We start from the raw sequence: 17,666 nt of genomic DNA on the forward strand, positions 1-17,666 counted from the left end.
AATCAGTGCCATCAATGGCATCCACCCTATTGAGGTTAGACCAACTTTAACCAAAATCAACAATGGTAGTTAAGGTGGTACAGCTTGGATGGCGTTTGAGGGGAGTGGGCGAGCCTGAACGGAAGCGCCGAAAGTGCTGGTCATCGACCAAAGGCGATGATAGGATGCGCGCTCCTCGCATGTGTTGACCCCTCCATCACAACGATTGGCACTTGCTCAAGGCAAGGCCTTCGCGAGTACCCGGCCAACGATGGTACTCCTTGCTGTGAATGATGGCGCGCTCTTAAGCATTTTGCCCTACGGGCAGAATCGGCGCAGTAAGGTCGCCACAGCGGTAAGTGCAGGGCACTTGCCGAATTATGCTAGGTGCGACCGGCATCTCCGACTCGAAACCCCATGTTCTACATCGAGCACCGATAACATTTCGACCCTTATGGCGTCGAACACGCTGCTTCGATGAGAGAGTCAGAGATGCTCACGATGTTTCTTGCCGCTTCTGTCGGCTTACCAAGGTGTGATTAATGACCTCGACTTCTGTCGCCTCGCCGAGCTTCGGCGATCTGGCTTTGTTGCCTGCTGTTCTCTCTGCCGTTGAAGCACAGGGATACGAAACCCCCTCTCCCATTCAGGCGCAGACCATTCCTGCGCTGCTCGAAGGCCGCGACATGCTCGGCCAAGCCCAGACCGGTACCGGTAAGACGGCGGCGTTCGCTCTGCCGCTGCTGTCGCGTCTGGATATCACGCGCCGCGAAGCTCAGGTGTTGGTGCTGGCACCCACCCGCGAGTTGGCGCAACAGGTTGCCGTATCGTTCACCAAATACGGCCAGAACATGCAGGGCCTGGAAGTCGCTACGCTGTGCGGCGGCCAGGAGTACCGTGAGCAGCTGGGCGCACTCAAGCGCGGCGCTCAGGTCGTCGTCGGTACGCCGGGTCGGGTGATCGACCACCTCGACCGCGGTAGTCTCAATCTCAGCGGCCTGAACGCTCTGGTGTTGGACGAAGCCGACGAAATGCTGCGCATGGGCTTCATCGACGACGTCAAACGCGTTGTCGCCGATACCCCGAAAGACGCCCAGCGTGTGTTCTTCTCGGCCACACTGCCGCCGGAAATCGAGCGCATCGTCAACCGCTATCTGGTGGATCCGGTCAAGGTCTCCATCGAGTCGCGCACGACGACTGGTGAGAACATCGAGCAGCGCCTAGTGCGCGTCGATGGCGGTGCCAAGCTCGAAGCGCTGTCGCGCATCCTCGAAGTCGAGCCGGTCGATGCCGCTATCGTCTTCGTTCGCACCCGCGCGGCCTGCACCACGCTGGTCGAGCAGCTGACCGCCCGTGGCGTCAACGCCGCTGGCCTCTCGGGTGATCTCGATCAGAGCCTGCGCGAGCGTACCATCACGCGCCTGAAGCGTGGCAAGGTCGACGTGCTGATCGCCACCGACGTCGCCGCGCGCGGCCTCGATGTGCCGCGTATCACCCACGTCATCAACTACGATCTGCCCCAGGACTCCGAAGCCTACACCCACCGCATCGGGCGTACCGGCCGTGCGGGCCGCAGCGGCGTGGCCATCACCTTCGCCGGTTTCCGTGAAGGGCGTAAGATCGGCTGGCTCGAACAGGCTACCGGTCAGAAAATGAGCGAAATGGCGCTGCCCGACGAAGCCGCCATTCGTGCCCATCGCGATGGCGTTTTCCATCAGCGCGTCGTAGCCTCGCTCACTAAAGGTGCCGAAGAGCAGCGCGCGCTGGTCGAGCGTTTGGTCGAAGAGGGGCACGATTCCGTCGAGCTCGCCTGCGCCTTTGCCGCGCTGGCTCGCGCCGACGAAGCGCCTATCGGCCGCCTGCAAGCGCCGCGCAAAGAGCGCAACCCGCGCGAGCGCGATGCTGGTGCTGGTGGCAGCCGCGCCCCGCGTCGTGAGCGTGGCCCGAGCGAAGGTATGACTCGCTACCGCGTCTCCGTAGGCCACAAAGACGGCGTCAAGCCAGGCCAACTGGTTGGCGCGCTGGCCAACGAAGGCGGTATCGAAGGGGCGCGTATCGGCCGTATCGATATCCGCAATGCCTTCTCGGTCGTCGAACTGCCTAGCGGTCTGCCCTCGACCATTCTGGCGAAGATGGCACGCGCCCGCGTTGCCGGCCGTCAGCTCGAGATCAGCGAAGACCGTGCGCCCGAGCGCGCACCGCGCCGCCGCCGTGAAGATGGCGACGCGCCGGTCCGCCGCCGCGAACGCGCCTAAGCCTCAGCGTTAGCGCAAGGCTGCGTCAAAAAACCGCACTTTGAATTGACCCCAATAATTGGAAGGTCTATTCATTCGGCGTCCAAGGCCTGAGTCCTGTATTGCACGGGGCTCAGGCCTTTTATTGATTCGAAGGGGACAGCGGCCGATCTCTTGGCATCAGCTTGTCAAATGCTTTCTTCAGAATGGGCTCAAAGCGACCAAGGCCTTTAGCCATCTTGCCCATCGACGCGCGCTTGCATCAACGGCCAAGTGTAGTGCACCAGGAATATGGCATAGGCCGCGCACCAGAAAACGATGCTCAGCGTATAAATCCAATGGGTGACCTGAGGAAACAACGCCAGCACCGGCGAGCGTATCAAGGCGGCGATCAGCATTACACCCAGCGCCCCGCCAACCCCGGGTAGGGTACGAATAGGCCGAGCGGTGTGACCCAACGACACCCTGGCCATCATGGCCAGCATTATGGTCCCCATCCCCCCAATGGTCAGGGCATGTACGGCAATGTCGACACGTACCTGCTCCATGAGTGCCAAGACCCACAGGACAAGCCCTAGGGGAATGCAGGCGTAACTGGCGTGCAGCCCCCACAATAAAGGTTCCCGAAAGCTATGAACACCGCCCCAGCGCGCCATGCGCACGACATTGGCCAATGCCGCCAGCAGCAGTACGCCCCCCATCAACAAATTCGGAACGTCGGCCCCTAGCATGATGGCAAGCTGCAATAGCGCAGCGCCCGCGGTGCTTGCTAGCGTTACGACCTCAAGTACGAAAACCGGCTCAGCCTTGATAAGCCCGAGCCGATTAGCGGTAAACATGGCAACCACCCGCCCGCCAACAACCACCATCACCAACGTGATCAATAGCACTGCCAGGTAGGCGGCCTGGAGGATCAGCACCGCATCGCCATTTATGACACCTACGTGCATGGCTAGGTTGGCTATGGCAAACAGCAACAGCGTGGGCACAAAAATCAGGTTGCGCCACCGTTTTGCAGTGATCACCAGGCGCGCCATGACTATGGCAACCACCGGTAGAAAGGCAACATCGACCACCAGTAGTAGCCAATTAGGCAAACCCATGGGGAACGCCAGCAGCACCCGCCCTCCTAGCCATAACACCACAAGGCCGAGTAGCGGCCCGCCGCTTAAACTCGCAAGCCCGGTCCAGTTACGCACCGCAGTAAGCAGAAATCCCGCCACTACTGCTGCGGCAAAGCCAAACAGCATTTCATGCTGGTGCCAGAACACCAGCCCACCGTACGGACTCAACAGAATGTGGCCATGCCAAAAGGCCAGCCAAACTAGTAGGGACAGAATACTGAACAGGGCCGCTATCAGAAAAAAAGGTCGAAATGCCAGACGCAGCAGCGGTAAATGCGTAAATTTGGCGGCAGGTTGGGAGTCAGGGCTGGTCGGCATAACAGAATCTCCGCTAAGTTACTTGGATATCAGTAGATATCGAGCCGGGCGATATCTCGGGTCTGCAAGCGCGCCTCTGCGTCCTGATGCGCTGCCAACTGTTGAAACAGCGCTGCTTCCTCTGGCATATCGGCCAGCTCGGCGCGCAGCAGGTACACTTTAAAAGATGTATATAAAATACTCTTTAATGGCGTGCCAAGTATTGAGCTCTGTCAAGACGAGGATTGATACGCTTGTTCTACGTGCGCAACCACATCGCCTCAGCCCCGAAGTAGGGCTCGATATACTGACGGAAGTAGTCACCTCCCGGTGGGCAATGGCATTGGATAAAAACCGAGCAAAAGCTCGTTGAGAATAGCTCGTTGGAACAGCTCTATTTAGGAAAGCTCGCCGCGGGCGACCATCAGGCGGTTGATCAGCTCGTTCAAGCGGTGGCGTACCATCATGGTGGTGAGTCCGGAAAAGAGCGCCCAGCTCTTGCGCCGCCAGCCCTTCAAGCGCAGGTTATGCCGCACCAGCTGGCGCATCAATTGAAGGTCGTCGAACTTGCGCCACTCGCTGGCGATGGAGAGGTTGTGACGCGCCAGCACTGGGGCAAGCTCCAGACGAAAGACCCACTCGAGCGTATGGGGCGTCATGTCGTGCTGCTGGGCGACTTCGACCATGCGCGCGTAGTCACGCTCGCTGGGCTCACGGTCGAGCCATAGCGGGGCCAGGGCCAGCCAAAGGTCTCCGCGTTCATCGACGAGCTGCTGTGCGTTCATGAAAGCCTCTGGTGCGCCGTTGAAAAAAGCGCGCGCTTGAAAGGGTGGGAGAGAAATGTGCTCGGTGCGTATCCTGCCGCGAACGCGGGCGAAGCTCAAGTGCGGACACGACGTCCATAGCGGGCTAGAATAGCCCCCACTGGGGCGCTATCCGCCCGATGGTTAAGCCTGAATTCATAGATTAACCGCAGCACTCAAACGAATGGACAACGAGGTTCGATGTGATCATTAAACCCAAGGTACGCGGCTTCATCTGCACCACGACGCACCCGGTAGGCTGCGAGCAGAACGTTCGCGAGCAGATCGAGGCGACGCGTGCGCGCGGACTCGACAAGAGCGCAGGCCCGAAAAAGGTGCTCGTGATCGGCGCCTCCAGCGGCTACGGCTTGGCCGCGCGTATTACCGCCGCCTTCGGTTACGGCGCCGATACCCTGGGCGTATTCTTCGAAAAGCCGGGCACCGAGAAAAAGCCGGGCACGGCGGGTTGGTACAATTCCGCTGCCTTCGACAAGTTCGCCAAGGCCGAGGGCTTGTATAGCAAGTCGATCAATGGCGATGCCTTCTCCCACGAAGCGCGTGAAAAAGCCATCGAGCTGATCAAGCAGGACATGGGCGAAGTCGATCTGGTGGTCTACTCGCTGGCCTCGCCGGTGCGTAAGCTGCCGGACTCGGGCGAGCTCAAACGCTCGAGCTTAAAGCCGATCGGCGAGACCTATCGCGCTACCGCCATCGACACCAACAAGGACACCATCATCGAAGCCGAAGTGGAGCCTGCCACTCAGGAAGAGATCGATGACACCGTGACCGTTATGGGCGGGGAAGATTGGGAATTGTGGATGCGTGCGCTGGCCGATGCGGGCGTGCTGGCCAAGGGCGCGCGCAGCGTAGCCTTCAGCTACATCGGCACCGAAATCACCTGGCCGATTTACTGGCACGGCGCCCTTGGCAAGGCCAAGGAAGACTTGGACCGCGCTGCAGCCGCCATCGACGCCGAGCTCAAGGCCAGCGGCGGTAGTGCCAACGTTGCCGTGCTCAAGTCGGTAGTCACTCAAGCAAGCGCGGCGATCCCGGTCATGCCGCTCTACATCGCCATGGTCTATCGCATCATGAAAGAGCAGGGCGTGCACGAAGGCACCATCGATCAGCTCAACCGCCTGTTCGGTGAGGTGCTTTATTCGGCCGAGGGCGTCAAGGGCAATATGCCCACCGACGATCAGCGCCGCCTGCGCCTGGACGACTGGGAGCTACGCGACGATATCCAACAGGCCTGTCAGGATCTCTGGCCGCAGGTCACCAGCGACAACCTCTTCGATATCACCGACTACGCGGGCTATAAGCACGAGTTCCTCAAGCTCTTCGGCTTCGAGCGCAGCGACGTCGATTACGATGCCGAAGTCGATCCGGTCGTCGAGTTCGACGTCGTCTCGCTATAGGCGATATACGCCTAAGTACGTGCGTACTCACACGACAGCCGGGCCTATGCCCGGCTGTCGTCGTTTAAGGAGGAGGGACGGCGGCGCTGACGAATTCTTTGCGCTTTGGCGTTTTGCTCGCTAGCTTCAAAGAGGTAGCCAACTCAAGGAGAGACCCCATGAAACGGACGACGTTAGCCTTTGCCATTGCCGCACTTGCCGCAGGCATGTCAGCCACTGCGCTGGCTCAGGATGCGCCATCGCGCGATGCACTCAACGACGAAGCGCCCGCATCCGGTGCTGGTGAGCAGCCCGGTGCGATGACCAATGCCGACAGCGATACCTCCCCCGAAGCCGACACCTCAGGCGATGAACGCGACCTCATGTCCCGCACGATCAGCGATGTCGAAGGCATGAGCGTAGTCAACCTGGAAGAAGAAGAGATCGGTGACGTGGACCGTGTCGTCGAACACAACGATAGCGGCGAGCTCTACGCCATCGTTACCCTGGGCGGTTTCTGGGGCTTTGGCGGCACCGATATCGCTTTGCCCATCAGCGACATGCAGCTCAATGAGGACGACCAGCTCGTCATGCAAACGCCCTACGGCAAGGATGAGATCGAGTCCTCGACCGAGGAGTACGACGAAGAGAACTACACCCAAATCGATAGCGACATGACCCTCAATGAGGTGGCTAGCCACCCACGTTAACGCTGCGCTAGCAATTGACTAGCGATGCGTAAGCGCGGGCAGGGGAATACTCCCTTGCCCGCTTTCATTTGTTGCCTACCCAAAGGCGTGCAATTGGGTAAGATGGGCGCTGGTTTTCGGTAGGTGGTCTTGTCATGCAGCATGCTCCTTCGGCTTCTTCTGCGCCAGCGCGGCAGCGCGTGGGGATATTGCTCATGCCCGGTTTTTCACTGCTCTCCCACGCCAGCTTGATCGAGCCGCTGCTACTCGCCAACCAGCTAGGCGGCCAAATGCATTATCAGGTCGCTACCCTCGGGCTCGATGATACGCGCATACGCAGCAACGCCCAGCTCGCCTGCCAGGCGGACTACTCCCTTGACAACGCACCCACTGAGTGGGATGTCGTGATGGTCTGCGCCCCTTCGCCGCTTCCCTATGCACTACCGGCGCGGCTGATCGAATGGCTACGTCAGCGGCAGGCGCGAGCAGCGCTAGGGGGCCTTGGCGGCGGCACCGAGGTGCTGGCGCGTTGTGGGCTTTTGGAAGGTTACCGTGCCACGCTACCGTGGCCGCGCTTTGAAGCCTTTGCTCAAGCGTACCCTGGCGTTATGCTCTCGCAGCAGCTTTTCGAGATCGACCGCGACCGGCTCACCTGTGCGGGAGGGACGGCGGCGCTGGATATGAGTCTGACGCTGATTCGCCAGCGCCAAGGCGACGCGCTGGCAGGGGAGGTCTCCGAACACGTCGTCTGCACGCGAATTCGTGAAGCCGAAGAGCGTCAGCATGTGCCTTTGCGCAACCGCTTAGGGCATGCGCCGCAGAGCCTGGTCGACGCCGTTCAGCTCATGGAGGCCAACATCGAAGAGCCGCTCTCGACGCTGGAGCTTGCCTCGCACCTAGGCGTTTCCCGCCGTCAGTTGGAGCGGTTGTTCAAGAAGTACTTACAGGCGGTGCCAAGCCGCTACTACCTGGAGCTGCGCCTCAAAGAAGCGCGCCGCCTGCTGCGTGAAAGCGACCGGGCGGTTGGCGATATCGCCCTCATCACAGGGTTCTCCTCGGGGGCTCACTTCTCTACCGCCTACCGCAACCACTTCGGCATGACGCCCCGTGAGGAGCGTCTAGTAGTGTGAGCCTCGCAGTGACCGCATAATCGCTTACGCCATGGTATCGACGATACCGCCTTCCACGCGCAGGGCGGCGCCGGTGGTTGCGCTTGCCTGCTCGGAGGCGACGTAGACACACAAGTTGGCGACCTCTTCGGGATCGGCCAGACGGTGAATGATCGATGACGGACGGTTGTCGTCGATGAAGCGTTTCTCGGCCTCGGCCACGGAAATGCACGCTTCCTGCGCCTGCTCCTCCATCATCTTCTTGACGCTCTCTGAGCGTGTAGGCCCGGGCAGTATCGCATTGACGGTCACGTTGGTGCCGGTCAATACCTTGGCGAGCCCGCGTGAAACCGACTGGACGGCGGCCTTGGTCATCCCGTAGTGGACCATTTCGGTAGGAATGTTGAGCGCCGACTCGCTGGAGATGAACTCGATGCGGCCCCAGTCGCGCTCGCGCATTTCCTTGGCGTAGTGGCGCGATAGGCGCACGGCGCTCATGACGTTGACGTCGAAAAAGCGCTGCCAGGTATCGTCGTCGGTAGCGAAGAAATCGCTTGGCTCGAAAGTGCCCACGTTATTGACCAAAATGTCGGCATCGGTCACGCGTTCGATCAGTTTTTGGCAGCCATCTGCCGTCCCCAGGTCGACGGCAACGCCAGTGGCATTGGCATTACTGACGTCCCGGCTCAAGGCGGCCAGCGCTTGGTCGACACGCTCTTTGCTACGCCCGGTGATGACCACCGATGCGCCCGCAGCGGCGAGCCCTTTGGCGATGGCGTAGCCAATGCCTGCCGTAGAGCCGGTCACCACGGCGCGTTTACCCGTTAGATCGATATGCATGATGTCCTCCTTAAGGGGATGTTAACGGTGGAGATGATTTCTCCCTCGCACATACCAAGTGTTTGCCTTAGGCGAGCGTGGGGTGTGGCGAGAGATCGGTGCGCGTTAGCGTGCTAATTACTATGGTCGTTGAGACTAAAAAATCAAGGCGTTGCCGTGCGCGGATAAGGGGCAACGTGTCGATACCGTTACCGCTTTACATAATTCATCGTCCCAATCCTGTAAGTGCCAGTGGCGGCGAGATGGGTATACTGGGTCTTCTTAACCCCGCTCAGCCGACTGGAGATCACCATGCCGTACACCCCGAGCCGCCAAGACTTCGATCACTACATGACGCCCAACTACGCCCCGCAAAGCGTCATTCCGGTACGCGGCGAGGGCAGTCGCCTGTGGGATCAACAGGGGCGCGAGTACATCGACTTCGCTGGCGGCATCGCGGTGAACTCGCTAGGCCACTGCCACCCGGTATTGGTCGACGCCTTGAAAACTCAGGGCGAGACGCTGTGGCACCTCTCCAACGTCTACACCAACGAGCCTGCGTTGAAGCTAGCCAAGAGTCTGGTCGAGCGCACCTTCGCCGATAAAGTCTATCTCTGCTCCTCCGGCGGTGAAGCCAACGAGGCGGCGCTTAAGCTCGCTCGCCGTTACGCGGTCGACCACTTTGGTGAGAAGAAAGACAAGATCATCTCCTTCGCCCAATCCTTCCATGGGCGCACGCTGTTCACCGTCAGCGTTGGCGGTCAGCCCAAGTATTCTCAGGGGTTCGGCCCGGTGCCCGGCGGGATTCTGCACGCCGAGTACAACGACCTGGAGAGCGTGCGCCGTCTGATGGGCGACGACACCTGCGCCATCATGGTCGAGCCGATGCAGGGCGAAGGCGGTCTGATTCCGGCAACGCCCGAGTTTCTGCAAGGGCTGCGAGCGCTGTGCGACGAACACGATGCGTTGCTGGTCTTCGATGAGGTACAGACGGGCGTAGGCCGCTGTGGCACCTTCTTCGCTCATGAGCACTACGGTGTCACGCCAGACATTCTCACCAGCGCCAAATCGCTGGGCGGCGGCTTCCCGGTCGGCGCGATGTTGACCACCGACAAAGTGGCGGCCTCGTTCGCTTTCGGCACCCATGGCTCTACCTACGGCGGTAATGCCTTGGCCTCGGCAGTGGCGCTGGCCGCAATCGAGTTCATCGATACGCCCGAGGTGCTGCAGGGGATCGCCCAGCGCCACGACCTGTTCCGTAAGCGTCTGGAAGAGATCAACGAGCGCTTTGGCGTGTTCCAGGAAATTCGCGGCATGGGGCTACTGATCGGCGCGCAGATGACCCCGGCGTATCAGGATCGTGCCAAGGACATTCTGCCGCTGGCCATCGAAGAGGGCGTAATGGCCTTAGTCGCAGGCCCCAACGTGCTGCGCCTGGCGCCCTCGCTGGTTATCCCCGAGGCCGATATTCTCGAAGGAATGGCACGCCTGGAACGGGCCATCGAGCGCCTCGTCAACGCCTGATCCGATAACGTCCGAGGAGGCGCTCGATGCTGATCATTCGCCCCGTTGCCGAGGCCGATCTGGAAGCGCTGGTAGCGCTGGCCGAACGCGCCACGCCCCGGCTCACCAACCTGCCCGCTCACCGTGAAGGGCTCGCCGAGCGCATTCGCCGCTCGGTGGCGTCTTTTGCCCGGCAGGTCGATTTTCCCGGCGACGAGCACTACACCTTCGTACTCGAGGAGAGCGAGCGCGGTGACGTGCTGGGAACGGCGACCATCCGCGCCCAGGCCGGGGCGGCGGACGCCTACTACACCTACCGCCAGGAGACGCTGATCCATGCGTCCCAACAGCTCAATGTGCGTCGCGAAGTGCCGACCCTGGCACTCTCGCACGAGGTCTCCGAGGCCACGCTACTCTGCGCGCTATCGCTGGATGAGGCGTACAAGGGCACGAGCGCCGAAAGCCTCTTGCGCCGTGCGCGGCTGATGTTCATTGCTCAATACCCTGAGCGTTTTTCGAACGTGCTGGCGGTAGCGTTTCCCGGCTTTCTCGACGATTACCAGCGCTCGCCCTTCTGGGAGAGCGTAGGTCATCACTTCTTCGCCCGCAGCTTTCACGACATCAACCATATCGCCGGCGTGCGTTCCAAAAGCTTTATCGCCGAGGTAATGCCGCAGTTTCCGCTCTATATGGCGCTGTTGACACCCCAGGCGCGCGCTGCGGTCGGGCGTGAACACCCGGCCCACGAGCGGGCGCTGCAAGAGATGCTCGCCGAAGGCTTCGTGCGCTCGCGCCACGTGGATATCTTCGACGCCGGGCCTTTGGTCAAGGCCGAACGCGAGCGCTTGAATACCTTTCGCGAGGCGGCGTGGCATCCCGTGCGCCTGCGCCCCGTCGAGGCGCTGCCGGACGCCGAGCCTGCGCTGATCGCCAATCAAAAGCTGGGCGAATTTCGCTGCCTGGTGGCGCGCTATGCGCTGTCGCCTACGGGCCAGCTAATGCTCAGCGCCGAGCACGCAGCAGAGTTGGGCGTAGAGGAGGGGCGAGCCGTGCTCGTCGCCCCCCTTTCATTGCCTACGGCGGCCGATACGCTCGACGAAGGAGAGCTCTAATGCGCCTACGACCAATCAAAGCCGCCGATTTGGACGGCCTGCAAGGGCTGGCGCAGCAGGCGGGGGTCGGCTTCACCTCGCTGCCGGACAACCGCGAGTTCCTGGCTGGCAAGATCGAGGCTGCTGCCCACGCCTTTGAAGAGCGCACCCCGGTCAACGACCGGCTCTACTTCTTCGTGCTCGAGGACGACGCTACGGGCGAACTCGCCGGTTGCTGCGCCATCGAAGGCCAAGTCGGCCATGAAGTGCCGTTTTACAACTACCGCCTGGGCCGACTGACCCACGCCTCGGTGCAGCTCGATCTACATCGTGCCATCGATACGCTGTTTTTGAGCTCCGACCACACCGGGGACGCCGAGGTCTGCTCGCTCTTTCTGCGCCCGGAGTACCGCGGTGAAGCTAGCCGCGCGCTGCGCTGCGGTGCGCTACTCTCCAAGGCGCGCTGGTTGTTCATTGCCCAGTTTCGCGACCGCTTTCCCGAGAAAGTCCTCGCCGAAATGCGCGGCGTGTTCGATGACGGCAACCGTAGCCCCTTTTGGGAGAGTCTGGGCAAGCACTTCTTCCCCATGGCGTTCGACGAGGCGGACCGGCTGACGGGATTGGGTCAGAAGAGCTTCATCGGCGAGCTGATGCCTAAGTTTCCCATCTACACCACCTTCATGTCCGACGAGGCCCGCGCCTGCATCGGCCAGGTACACCGCCATACGCGCCCCGCGCTGGAGATGCTCAAGAAAGAGGGCATGCGCTGGGAGGGCTACATCGATATCTTCGACGGCGGCCCGACGGTGGAAGCCTATATCGACGACATTCGCGCCGTGCGCCGCTCGCAGCTGTGTCAGGTCGAGGTAAGCCCCAACGTGGCCGTGACCAGCGAAAGCCGCTGGCTCGCCGCTACTACCCGGATGGCCGACTTCGCCGCTGCGTGGGTAGGGCGCGGCCCGGCAAGCGACGGCACGCTCGCGCTCAGTGAAGACGAAGCGCGACGCCTCGATGTCACCACCGGTGACACCCTTCGCCTACTCGATACCCAGGAGACGTCATGACCGCATCGCCCCTTAGCGCCAAGGCGCAGCAGTTGATCGAAGGCCGCTGGCTCGCAGGCGAAGGTAGCACCTTCGACAAGCAGGACCCGGTAGGCGGCCGAACGCTCTGGCAAGGCAGCGCCGCAAGCCCTGCCCAGGTGAGCCAGGCCGTAAAGGCAGCACGCGGCGCGTTCGCGACCTGGGCGCGCGTGCCTTTTGCCGAGCGCCGGGCGCTGGTCGAGCGCTTTGCCGAGGTGATCAAGGCGCGGGCCGAGGAGCTTGCCTGGGCCATTGCCGCGGAAACCGGCAAGCCGCTTTGGGAGGCGCGCACCGAGGCGGGGGCGATGGTGGGTAAGGTGGCGCTTTCGATCAAAGCGCACGACGAGCGCACCGGCGAGCGCGAAAAGGCGGTGGGCAGCGCGACGGCCGTGCTACGCCACAGGCCGCATGGCGTAATGGCGGTATTCGGCCCCTATAACTTTCCTGGCCACCTGCCCAACGGCCATATCGTCCCGGCGCTGTTGGCGGGTAACACCGTGGTGTTCAAACCCAGTGAACAGACCCCGCTGACCGCAGATCTGACCCTGCAGTGCTGGCAGGAGGCGGGCCTGCCCGAGGGCGTCATCAACCTGGTGCAGGGCGGCGTGGAAACCGGCCAGGCGCTGGCGGCTGACGCCGACATCGACGGACTCCTATTCACCGGCAGCGCCAAGGTGGGCGGCATGCTACACCGGCAGTTCGCCGGGCAGCTCGATAAGATTTTGGCGCTGGAACTAGGCGGTAACAATCCGCTGGTGGTCAAGGATGTGCGTGACGAGCGCGCCGCCGTGTTGACCATTTTGCAGTCGGCGTTTCTCTCCGGCGGGCAGCGCTGCACCTGCGCGCGCCGTTTGCTGGTGCCGAAAGACGAGGCGGGGGATCGGTTGATCGCGGCGCTCTCGCGTGCCATCGAAAAGCTCCACGTAGCGGGGCAGTTCGACGAGAACCCGGCGCCGTTCTACGGCGGACTCGTCAGTGTCGCTGCCGCCGATGGGCTTCTCCGCGCCCAAAGTGAACTCGAAGTGCTGGGGGCGCGCGTACTCAACCGCATGCGCCGGGTAGAGGAGGGCACGAGCCTTCTCACCCCCGCACTGCTCGACGTCACCGGCTTTGATGTGCCCGACGAGGAGCACTTTGGCCCGCTTTTGAAGATTCATCGCTATGACGATTGGGACGAAGCGATCACTCTTGCCAACGCTACCCGTTACGGCCTCTCCGCCGGGCTGATCGGCGGCGACCGAGCGGACTGGGATGACTTTTTGCTGCGCATTCGCGCTGGCATCGTCAACTGGAACCGCCAGACTACCGGTGCCTCGGGCGATGCGCCCTTCGGCGGCGTGGGCGACAGCGGCAACCATCGTCCCAGCGCCTATTACGCGGCGGACTACTGCGCTTACCCGGTCGCTTCCATGGAGGCCGACTCGCTAGAGCTACCCGAGAAATTGCCGCCAGGGATCACGCTATGAGCCGGGTCGACGACAGCGTTCAGGAGGTCAACTTCGATGGTTTGGTCGGCCCTACTCACAACTATGCGGGGCTGGCGGCGGGGAATCTAGCATCGAAGCGTCATGAAGGGCTCGTTGCCAACCCCCGAGAGGGCGCGCTTCAAGGGCTTGCCAAGATGAAGTCGTTGATGGAGGCAGGCTACACTCAAGGCGTCTTACCGCCCCAGCAGCGCCCAGACATCGGTGCCCTGCGCGCGCTCGGTTTTGGCGGAGACGATGCTAGCGTGCTGGCGCGCGCCGCCCGTGAAACGCCTACGCTTTTGCGCGCAGTCTGCTCGGCGTCCAGTATGTGGACGGCCAATGCGGCGACGGTCACGCCCAGCATCGATGCGCCAGACGCACGCGTGCATTTCACTCCGGCCAACTTGCAGTCGAGCTTTCACCGCTTTCTGGAGCCTGCCACCACGGCTCGCGTATTTACATCCATCTTTAACGATGAGCGCCACTTCGCCCATCATCCGGCGCTACCTGCCACACCCGCGTTTTCCGACGAGGGCGCGGCCAACCACACGCGGCTGGGCAGCGCGTACGGTGAGCCCAGCGTGCACCTATTCGTCTACGGCCGTAAGGCCTTTGGCGGCGAGCGCGAGCCCAACCGCTATCCGGCCAGGCAAACGCTGGAAGCGAGCCAAGCCGTCGCCCGCCAGCACGGTTTGAGCGATGCCCAAACCGTGTTCGCCCAGCAGCACCCGGAAGCGATCGACGCGGGCGTTTTCCATAACGACGTCATCGCCGTGGGTAACGGCCCCGTGCTGCTGTATCACGAAATGGCCTTTCTCGATGAAGAGGCCACGCTCGATGAGCTGCGCGCCAAAATGGCTACACCCCTGATCCCGGTGCGCGTACCCAAAGAGGCGGTCAGCTTGGAAGACGCCGTGGGTTCGTATCTCTTCAACTCGCAGCTGCTCTCTAACCCAGATGGCAGCATGACGCTAGTCGTGCCCGGCGAGTGCCAGCAGAACGAAACCGTCTGGCGAGTAATTCAGGATCTGATTCTGGCGGGCCACAACCCCATTGGTGAAGTAATCGTTAAAGACGTCAAACAGAGCATGCAAAACGGCGGCGGCCCCGCCTGCTTACGCTTGCGCGTGGCGCTATCGAGCGCCGAGCGCGACGCGATCAAGGCCCGCGTACTGCTCACCCCCGCTCTTTTCGACGACCTCACCGCCTGGGTCGAACGCCACTACCGCAACCGCCTGGCCCCTAAAGACCTAGCCGACCCGCAGCTCGCGCGCGAGTCGCTCGCGGCTCTTGATGAGCTGACCGGGATTTTGAATATTGGCTCGGTGTATCCGTTTCAGTTGGCATAAACCGTCATCTGGGCAAGTAAGTATGGCGAGTTATGCTGATTAATCGACGTTAAGACGTAAGCGGCTCGCCGATACAGCGCTCGAAGAGCGAGGCTAGAGGTTCGTAATTGCAGTAATAAGATGCGATATTGGCTTCGAGCCACTCAGCGCGTTTTGAACCGTGCATATTTAGCGATGATATTGGCCTTATTGGCTTTGAGGGCTTGAGGGTCGATCAAAATTCCCTCAAGCGCCATGCTAGCCTGATAATTGGCGCGTCGGGTCTGGGCGTTGTAACGGCGCTTTGCTTGCATAGATAAGGTAATCATATTCTCTCCCTTTAAAGACAATTATAGCTCAGAGAAAGGCTGGTTCCATCCTTCCCATGCAGTTTCAAGCGTGCTGACGCATCTTACCAATATTGAGCAGCGCAATGCCCGCGCCGATCAGCAGTGCTCCGGGCAGTAAGCCTTGGGGTACGCTCTCGCCTTGCATCAGGATTGCTACCGGAACACCGAATAGCGCCCCCACCGAACCCAGAAGGCTCAGAAGCACCGGGCCGCCGCTTTTTTGGAGCAAAAAGAGCAGCAGAAACTGTCCGGCAAAAATGGCGGCCTGAATCGCGATGAGCATAAAGGTTGAGATGCCAAGGGTAGGTACGGCGAGAGTGAAACCGGGAAGGAAGCTTATTCCTAGCAGCAACATCACGGCGGCTGCCAGCATACCCGGGGCCAACGCTTCGCTAGATACGCCCACTGGCCAGCGCAAACTACGGTACAGATTGCCGATGGCCAGCAGTACTGGGCCTAGCAAGGCAAGTAGAACCCACCCTACATCAACGTTCGGGGTAGCAAGCTTATGAACGGCAAGTATCATTGCGCCTACCAACGCTGAGATGACCCCAGCGGCGCGAACTAACTGGAAACGCTCGACCTTCAGTGCTAGTGCACCCAGGTAGGTGAGTAGCGGCGGCAACGTAATCACCAAGGCCACGAATCCCGCGCCGATATGGGCAATGGCAGAAAAGAACAGCAGGTTCGAGCCTGCGACCCCTACCAAGGCCGATACGCCATAATACTCCAGCGTGCGCTGGTTGACGGGGGGTAACTGGCCTCGCCATATGGCCAAAATGAACAGCAAGAGCGTAGCGCCACCGAGTGACCAGAACAAAAACGCTAGGGGTGAAAGTGCTAGTTCACTCGCCTGCTTAGCAAGATTAGTCGAAAGCCCTAACAGCATACCTCCCGCTAGCAGACAGCAAAGTGATACCAGTCGCTCTCGCTTCGGCTTTGGGCTGGCGACGTCGTTAATTGCAACGTCTGGAGTAGTAGAGCGGGGCTGATGCATGTGTCGTCTCTATTCAAGTATTCCAATAAGTATCTTGAGGTCAAGGTATATGCTTATTTGCCTTGACGTCAAGGTAAATATCCGTACTCTGTGAGCCATGGATCATGTCGATAAAATACTCAGCCAATGGCAGCAGGAACGTCCTGACCTGGATGTTTCCCCCATGGGCACCCTAGGTCGCCTCAAGCGACTCAATCATGCTTTGATGCGTGCCATGGAGAAAACGTGGGTTCGTTATGGCTTGAATGAGTCGAGCTTCGATGTGCTCGCTACGCTTAGACGAGAGGGGCCGCCGTTCGCACTTTCGCCAAGCGCGCTGATGGCCTCCACCATGGTGACGTCTGGCACCATGACGCATCGACTGCAGCAGCTGGAAAAATCGGGATTAATCGAACGCATCAAAAACCCCGCCGATGGCCGGGGCTTTCTCATCTCGCTGTCTGAAAAGGGCTTTGCCCTGATCGACGAAGCGGTAGCCGCACACGTGGCGACTCAGCATGCATTGGTGGCTGGCCTAGATGCCGCTCGTCGCGCGCAATTCGATGCGTTACTCAAAGAGTTTCAATATTTACTTGATGAAGGTGCTGGCGCACGGCCTGAGTAGCCTGATCAATAAAGAAAGGTATTTATTTGGATGGGGAGCAAGGCTGAATAGAAAAAGCGCCGACGTATTAAAGTCGGCGCTTTTGTATCAGAAGTGGTAATTAGCCCCCACACTAATGGCTTTGACGTCGTATTCGCTCTTGTTTAGATACGACATATACTCGACCGAAGCGGAGACGTTAGGGGTAAAGAGTGCCTGAATACCGCCGCCATATGAGATGCCGGAGTCGTCACTGGTTTCGGACGTGCCGTAACCCGATAACGTAGCTTCTGCACTTGTGTAGCCTAGGACAGCGAATAATGATGCTGACTGTCCTAAGGGAAGATGACCTACGCCATACACGCCTGCAATATGATCGACTTCAACCTTATATTCATTATCAATATCTCCAATCCCGGCGGCATTAAACTCGACTGAGTCATCATTCAGCGATGTTCCCAAGCGGCCTTCTATGGCTACGTAGTCGGATAGAAAGTGTCCAATGCGGGCAATAAAAACAGGAGGCTTTGCAGTTGCTGTACCTTGTGTAAAGCCTAAATCTATAGATTGCTCATAATCAAACTGTGAAACCTGTGCGCCATAGTAAGTCGTGCCCTGAGTATAGCCTGCCGTCGACTGGGCTATAGCCTGTGCTGAGGTTAATAGCGCTGCGATTGATGTTGCGCAAAACAGTGTTGTCTTCATTTTTTTATTCCCTTGGTTTTTTAATTTTTCAATGCTTAGGGATTATAAGTCGGCTTTATTGCGTATGAATAGATTGGTTGAACTAAAGAGATGCTTTTAGGGAAGCGTTTAAT

General features: G+C 60.2%; 16 protein-coding genes. 10 read left to right on the forward strand and 6 right to left on the reverse strand.

Annotation, left to right across the window (positions count from 1 at the left end):
- The first annotated feature begins 521 nt into the window (after nucleotides 1–521).
- A complete protein-coding gene (locus LLY24_RS04980; protein WP_259035180.1) occupies nucleotides 522–2,234 on the forward strand; it encodes a DEAD/DEAH box helicase in 1,713 nt (570 codons plus the stop codon).
- A gap of 209 nt (nucleotides 2,235–2,443) precedes the next feature.
- Here the strand turns inward: LLY24_RS04980 and LLY24_RS04985 are convergent, their stop codons facing one another.
- Complete coding sequence (locus tag LLY24_RS04985) at nucleotides 2,444–3,655, reverse strand: NnrS family protein (RefSeq protein WP_259035181.1); 1,212 nt, start codon at nucleotides 3,653–3,655, stop codon at nucleotides 2,444–2,446.
- Nucleotides 3,656–4,032: 377 nt separating this feature from the next.
- Nucleotides 4,033–4,419 (reverse strand): DUF7079 family protein, encoded by a 387-nt coding sequence (locus tag LLY24_RS04990; RefSeq protein ID WP_259035182.1) that lies wholly within the window; start codon nucleotides 4,417–4,419, stop codon nucleotides 4,033–4,035.
- A 221-nt stretch (nucleotides 4,420–4,640) separates the two neighbouring features.
- On the opposite strand from LLY24_RS04990, the gene fabV reads away from it, so the two are divergent.
- The 3 genes from fabV (at nucleotide 4,641) to LLY24_RS05005 (ending at nucleotide 7,650) form a co-directional block, all read left to right on the forward strand.
- Nucleotides 4,641–5,852, forward strand: a complete 1,212-nt coding sequence (gene fabV, locus LLY24_RS04995) for an enoyl-ACP reductase FabV (RefSeq protein WP_259035183.1) — start codon at nucleotides 4,641–4,643, stop codon at nucleotides 5,850–5,852.
- Between the two features lie 158 nt (nucleotides 5,853–6,010).
- A complete protein-coding gene (locus LLY24_RS05000; protein ID WP_259035184.1) occupies nucleotides 6,011–6,541 on the forward strand; it encodes a PRC-barrel domain-containing protein in 531 nt (176 codons plus the stop codon).
- A gap of 134 nt (nucleotides 6,542–6,675) precedes the next feature.
- Nucleotides 6,676–7,650, forward strand: a complete 975-nt coding sequence (locus LLY24_RS05005) for a GlxA family transcriptional regulator (RefSeq protein ID WP_259035185.1) — start codon at nucleotides 6,676–6,678, stop codon at nucleotides 7,648–7,650.
- 24 nt (nucleotides 7,651–7,674) lie between these two features.
- Here LLY24_RS05005 and LLY24_RS05010 read toward each other — a convergent pair whose 3' ends face one another.
- Nucleotides 7,675–8,469, reverse strand: coding sequence for an SDR family NAD(P)-dependent oxidoreductase (locus LLY24_RS05010; RefSeq protein ID WP_259035186.1), 795 nt, complete (start codon nucleotides 8,467–8,469; stop codon nucleotides 7,675–7,677).
- Between the two features lie 291 nt (nucleotides 8,470–8,760).
- On the opposite strand from LLY24_RS05010, the gene LLY24_RS05015 reads away from it, so the two are divergent.
- Genes LLY24_RS05015 through astB form a run of 5 tightly spaced genes read left to right on the forward strand, consistent with a single transcriptional unit; the run spans nucleotide 8,761 to nucleotide 14,939 of the window.
- Nucleotides 8,761–9,972: an aspartate aminotransferase family protein gene (locus LLY24_RS05015; RefSeq protein ID WP_259035187.1), complete on the forward strand. Its 1,212-nt coding sequence runs from the start codon at nucleotides 8,761–8,763 to the stop codon at nucleotides 9,970–9,972.
- Nucleotides 9,973–9,998: 26 nt separating this feature from the next.
- Nucleotides 9,999–11,063: an arginine N-succinyltransferase gene (locus tag LLY24_RS05020; RefSeq protein ID WP_259035188.1), complete on the forward strand. Its 1,065-nt coding sequence runs from the start codon at nucleotides 9,999–10,001 to the stop codon at nucleotides 11,061–11,063.
- Complete coding sequence (gene astA / locus LLY24_RS05025; protein ID WP_259035189.1) at nucleotides 11,063–12,106, forward strand: arginine N-succinyltransferase; 1,044 nt, start codon at nucleotides 11,063–11,065, stop codon at nucleotides 12,104–12,106. The genes LLY24_RS05020 and astA overlap by 1 nt, the downstream gene beginning before the upstream one ends.
- A complete protein-coding gene (gene astD, locus LLY24_RS05030) occupies nucleotides 12,103–13,590 on the forward strand; it encodes a succinylglutamate-semialdehyde dehydrogenase (protein ID WP_259035190.1) in 1,488 nt (495 codons plus the stop codon). The genes astA and astD overlap by 4 nt, the downstream gene beginning before the upstream one ends.
- Nucleotides 13,587–14,939 carry an N-succinylarginine dihydrolase gene (gene astB / locus LLY24_RS05035; RefSeq protein ID WP_259035191.1) on the forward strand — a complete coding sequence of 451 codons (1,353 nt, stop codon included), beginning with the start codon at nucleotides 13,587–13,589 and terminating at the stop codon, nucleotides 14,937–14,939. Before astD ends, astB begins: the two co-directional genes overlap by 4 nt.
- 143 nt (nucleotides 14,940–15,082) lie before the next feature.
- Here the strand turns inward: astB and LLY24_RS05040 are convergent, their stop codons facing one another.
- Both LLY24_RS05040 and LLY24_RS05045 read right to left on the reverse strand, forming a co-directional pair.
- On the reverse strand, nucleotides 15,083–15,247 hold the full coding sequence (locus LLY24_RS05040) for a YhfG family protein (RefSeq protein ID WP_259035192.1): 165 nt from the start codon (nucleotides 15,245–15,247) through the stop codon (nucleotides 15,083–15,085).
- A gap of 64 nt (nucleotides 15,248–15,311) precedes the next feature.
- On the reverse strand, nucleotides 15,312–16,157 hold the full coding sequence (locus LLY24_RS05045; protein WP_427854536.1) for an EamA family transporter: 846 nt from the start codon (nucleotides 16,155–16,157) through the stop codon (nucleotides 15,312–15,314).
- A 205-nt stretch (nucleotides 16,158–16,362) separates the two neighbouring features.
- Between LLY24_RS05045 and LLY24_RS05050 the strand changes: the two genes are divergently transcribed.
- Nucleotides 16,363–16,869, forward strand: a complete 507-nt coding sequence (locus LLY24_RS05050) for a MarR family winged helix-turn-helix transcriptional regulator (protein WP_259035194.1) — start codon at nucleotides 16,363–16,365, stop codon at nucleotides 16,867–16,869.
- Between the two features lie 87 nt (nucleotides 16,870–16,956).
- Here LLY24_RS05050 and LLY24_RS05055 read toward each other — a convergent pair whose 3' ends face one another.
- Complete coding sequence (locus LLY24_RS05055) at nucleotides 16,957–17,553, reverse strand: porin family protein (RefSeq protein WP_259035195.1); 597 nt, start codon at nucleotides 17,551–17,553, stop codon at nucleotides 16,957–16,959.
- Between the last annotated feature and the right edge of the window lie 113 nt (nucleotides 17,554–17,666).

This window comes from Halomonas dongshanensis (genome assembly GCF_024790395.1).
GTDB classification, from domain to species: domain Bacteria; phylum Pseudomonadota; class Gammaproteobacteria; order Pseudomonadales; family Halomonadaceae; genus Vreelandella; species Vreelandella dongshanensis.

What these genes read in the sequence shown, in the direction of transcription:
- LLY24_RS04990 (WP_259035182.1), bottom strand. Translation starts at nt 4,419, where the DNA reads ATGAACGCACAGCAGCTCGTCGATGAACGCGGAGACCTTTGGCTGGCC.
- astD (WP_259035190.1), top strand. Translation starts at nt 12,103, where the DNA reads ATGACCGCATCGCCCCTTAGCGCCAAGGCGCAGCAGTTGATCGAAGGC.
- LLY24_RS05055 (WP_259035195.1), bottom strand. Translation starts at nt 17,553, where the DNA reads ATGAAGACAACACTGTTTTGCGCAACATCAATCGCAGCGCTATTAACC.
- LLY24_RS05045 (WP_427854536.1), bottom strand. Translation starts at nt 16,157, where the DNA reads ATGCTGTTAGGGCTTTCGACTAATCTTGCTAAGCAGGCGAGTGAACTA.
- LLY24_RS05000 (WP_259035184.1), top strand. Translation starts at nt 6,011, where the DNA reads ATGAAACGGACGACGTTAGCCTTTGCCATTGCCGCACTTGCCGCAGGC.
- LLY24_RS05050 (WP_259035194.1), top strand. Translation starts at nt 16,363, where the DNA reads ATGGATCATGTCGATAAAATACTCAGCCAATGGCAGCAGGAACGTCCT.
- astA (WP_259035189.1), top strand. Translation starts at nt 11,063, where the DNA reads ATGCGCCTACGACCAATCAAAGCCGCCGATTTGGACGGCCTGCAAGGG.
- LLY24_RS04985 (WP_259035181.1), bottom strand. Translation starts at nt 3,655, where the DNA reads ATGCCGACCAGCCCTGACTCCCAACCTGCCGCCAAATTTACGCATTTA.
- LLY24_RS04980 (WP_259035180.1), top strand. Translation starts at nt 522, where the DNA reads ATGACCTCGACTTCTGTCGCCTCGCCGAGCTTCGGCGATCTGGCTTTG.
- LLY24_RS05020 (WP_259035188.1), top strand. Translation starts at nt 9,999, where the DNA reads ATGCTGATCATTCGCCCCGTTGCCGAGGCCGATCTGGAAGCGCTGGTA.
- LLY24_RS05015 (WP_259035187.1), top strand. Translation starts at nt 8,761, where the DNA reads ATGCCGTACACCCCGAGCCGCCAAGACTTCGATCACTACATGACGCCC.
- LLY24_RS05010 (WP_259035186.1), bottom strand. Translation starts at nt 8,469, where the DNA reads ATGCATATCGATCTAACGGGTAAACGCGCCGTGGTGACCGGCTCTACG.
- LLY24_RS05040 (WP_259035192.1), bottom strand. Translation starts at nt 15,247, where the DNA reads ATGATTACCTTATCTATGCAAGCAAAGCGCCGTTACAACGCCCAGACC.
- LLY24_RS05005 (WP_259035185.1), top strand. Translation starts at nt 6,676, where the DNA reads ATGCAGCATGCTCCTTCGGCTTCTTCTGCGCCAGCGCGGCAGCGCGTG.
- astB (WP_259035191.1), top strand. Translation starts at nt 13,587, where the DNA reads ATGAGCCGGGTCGACGACAGCGTTCAGGAGGTCAACTTCGATGGTTTG.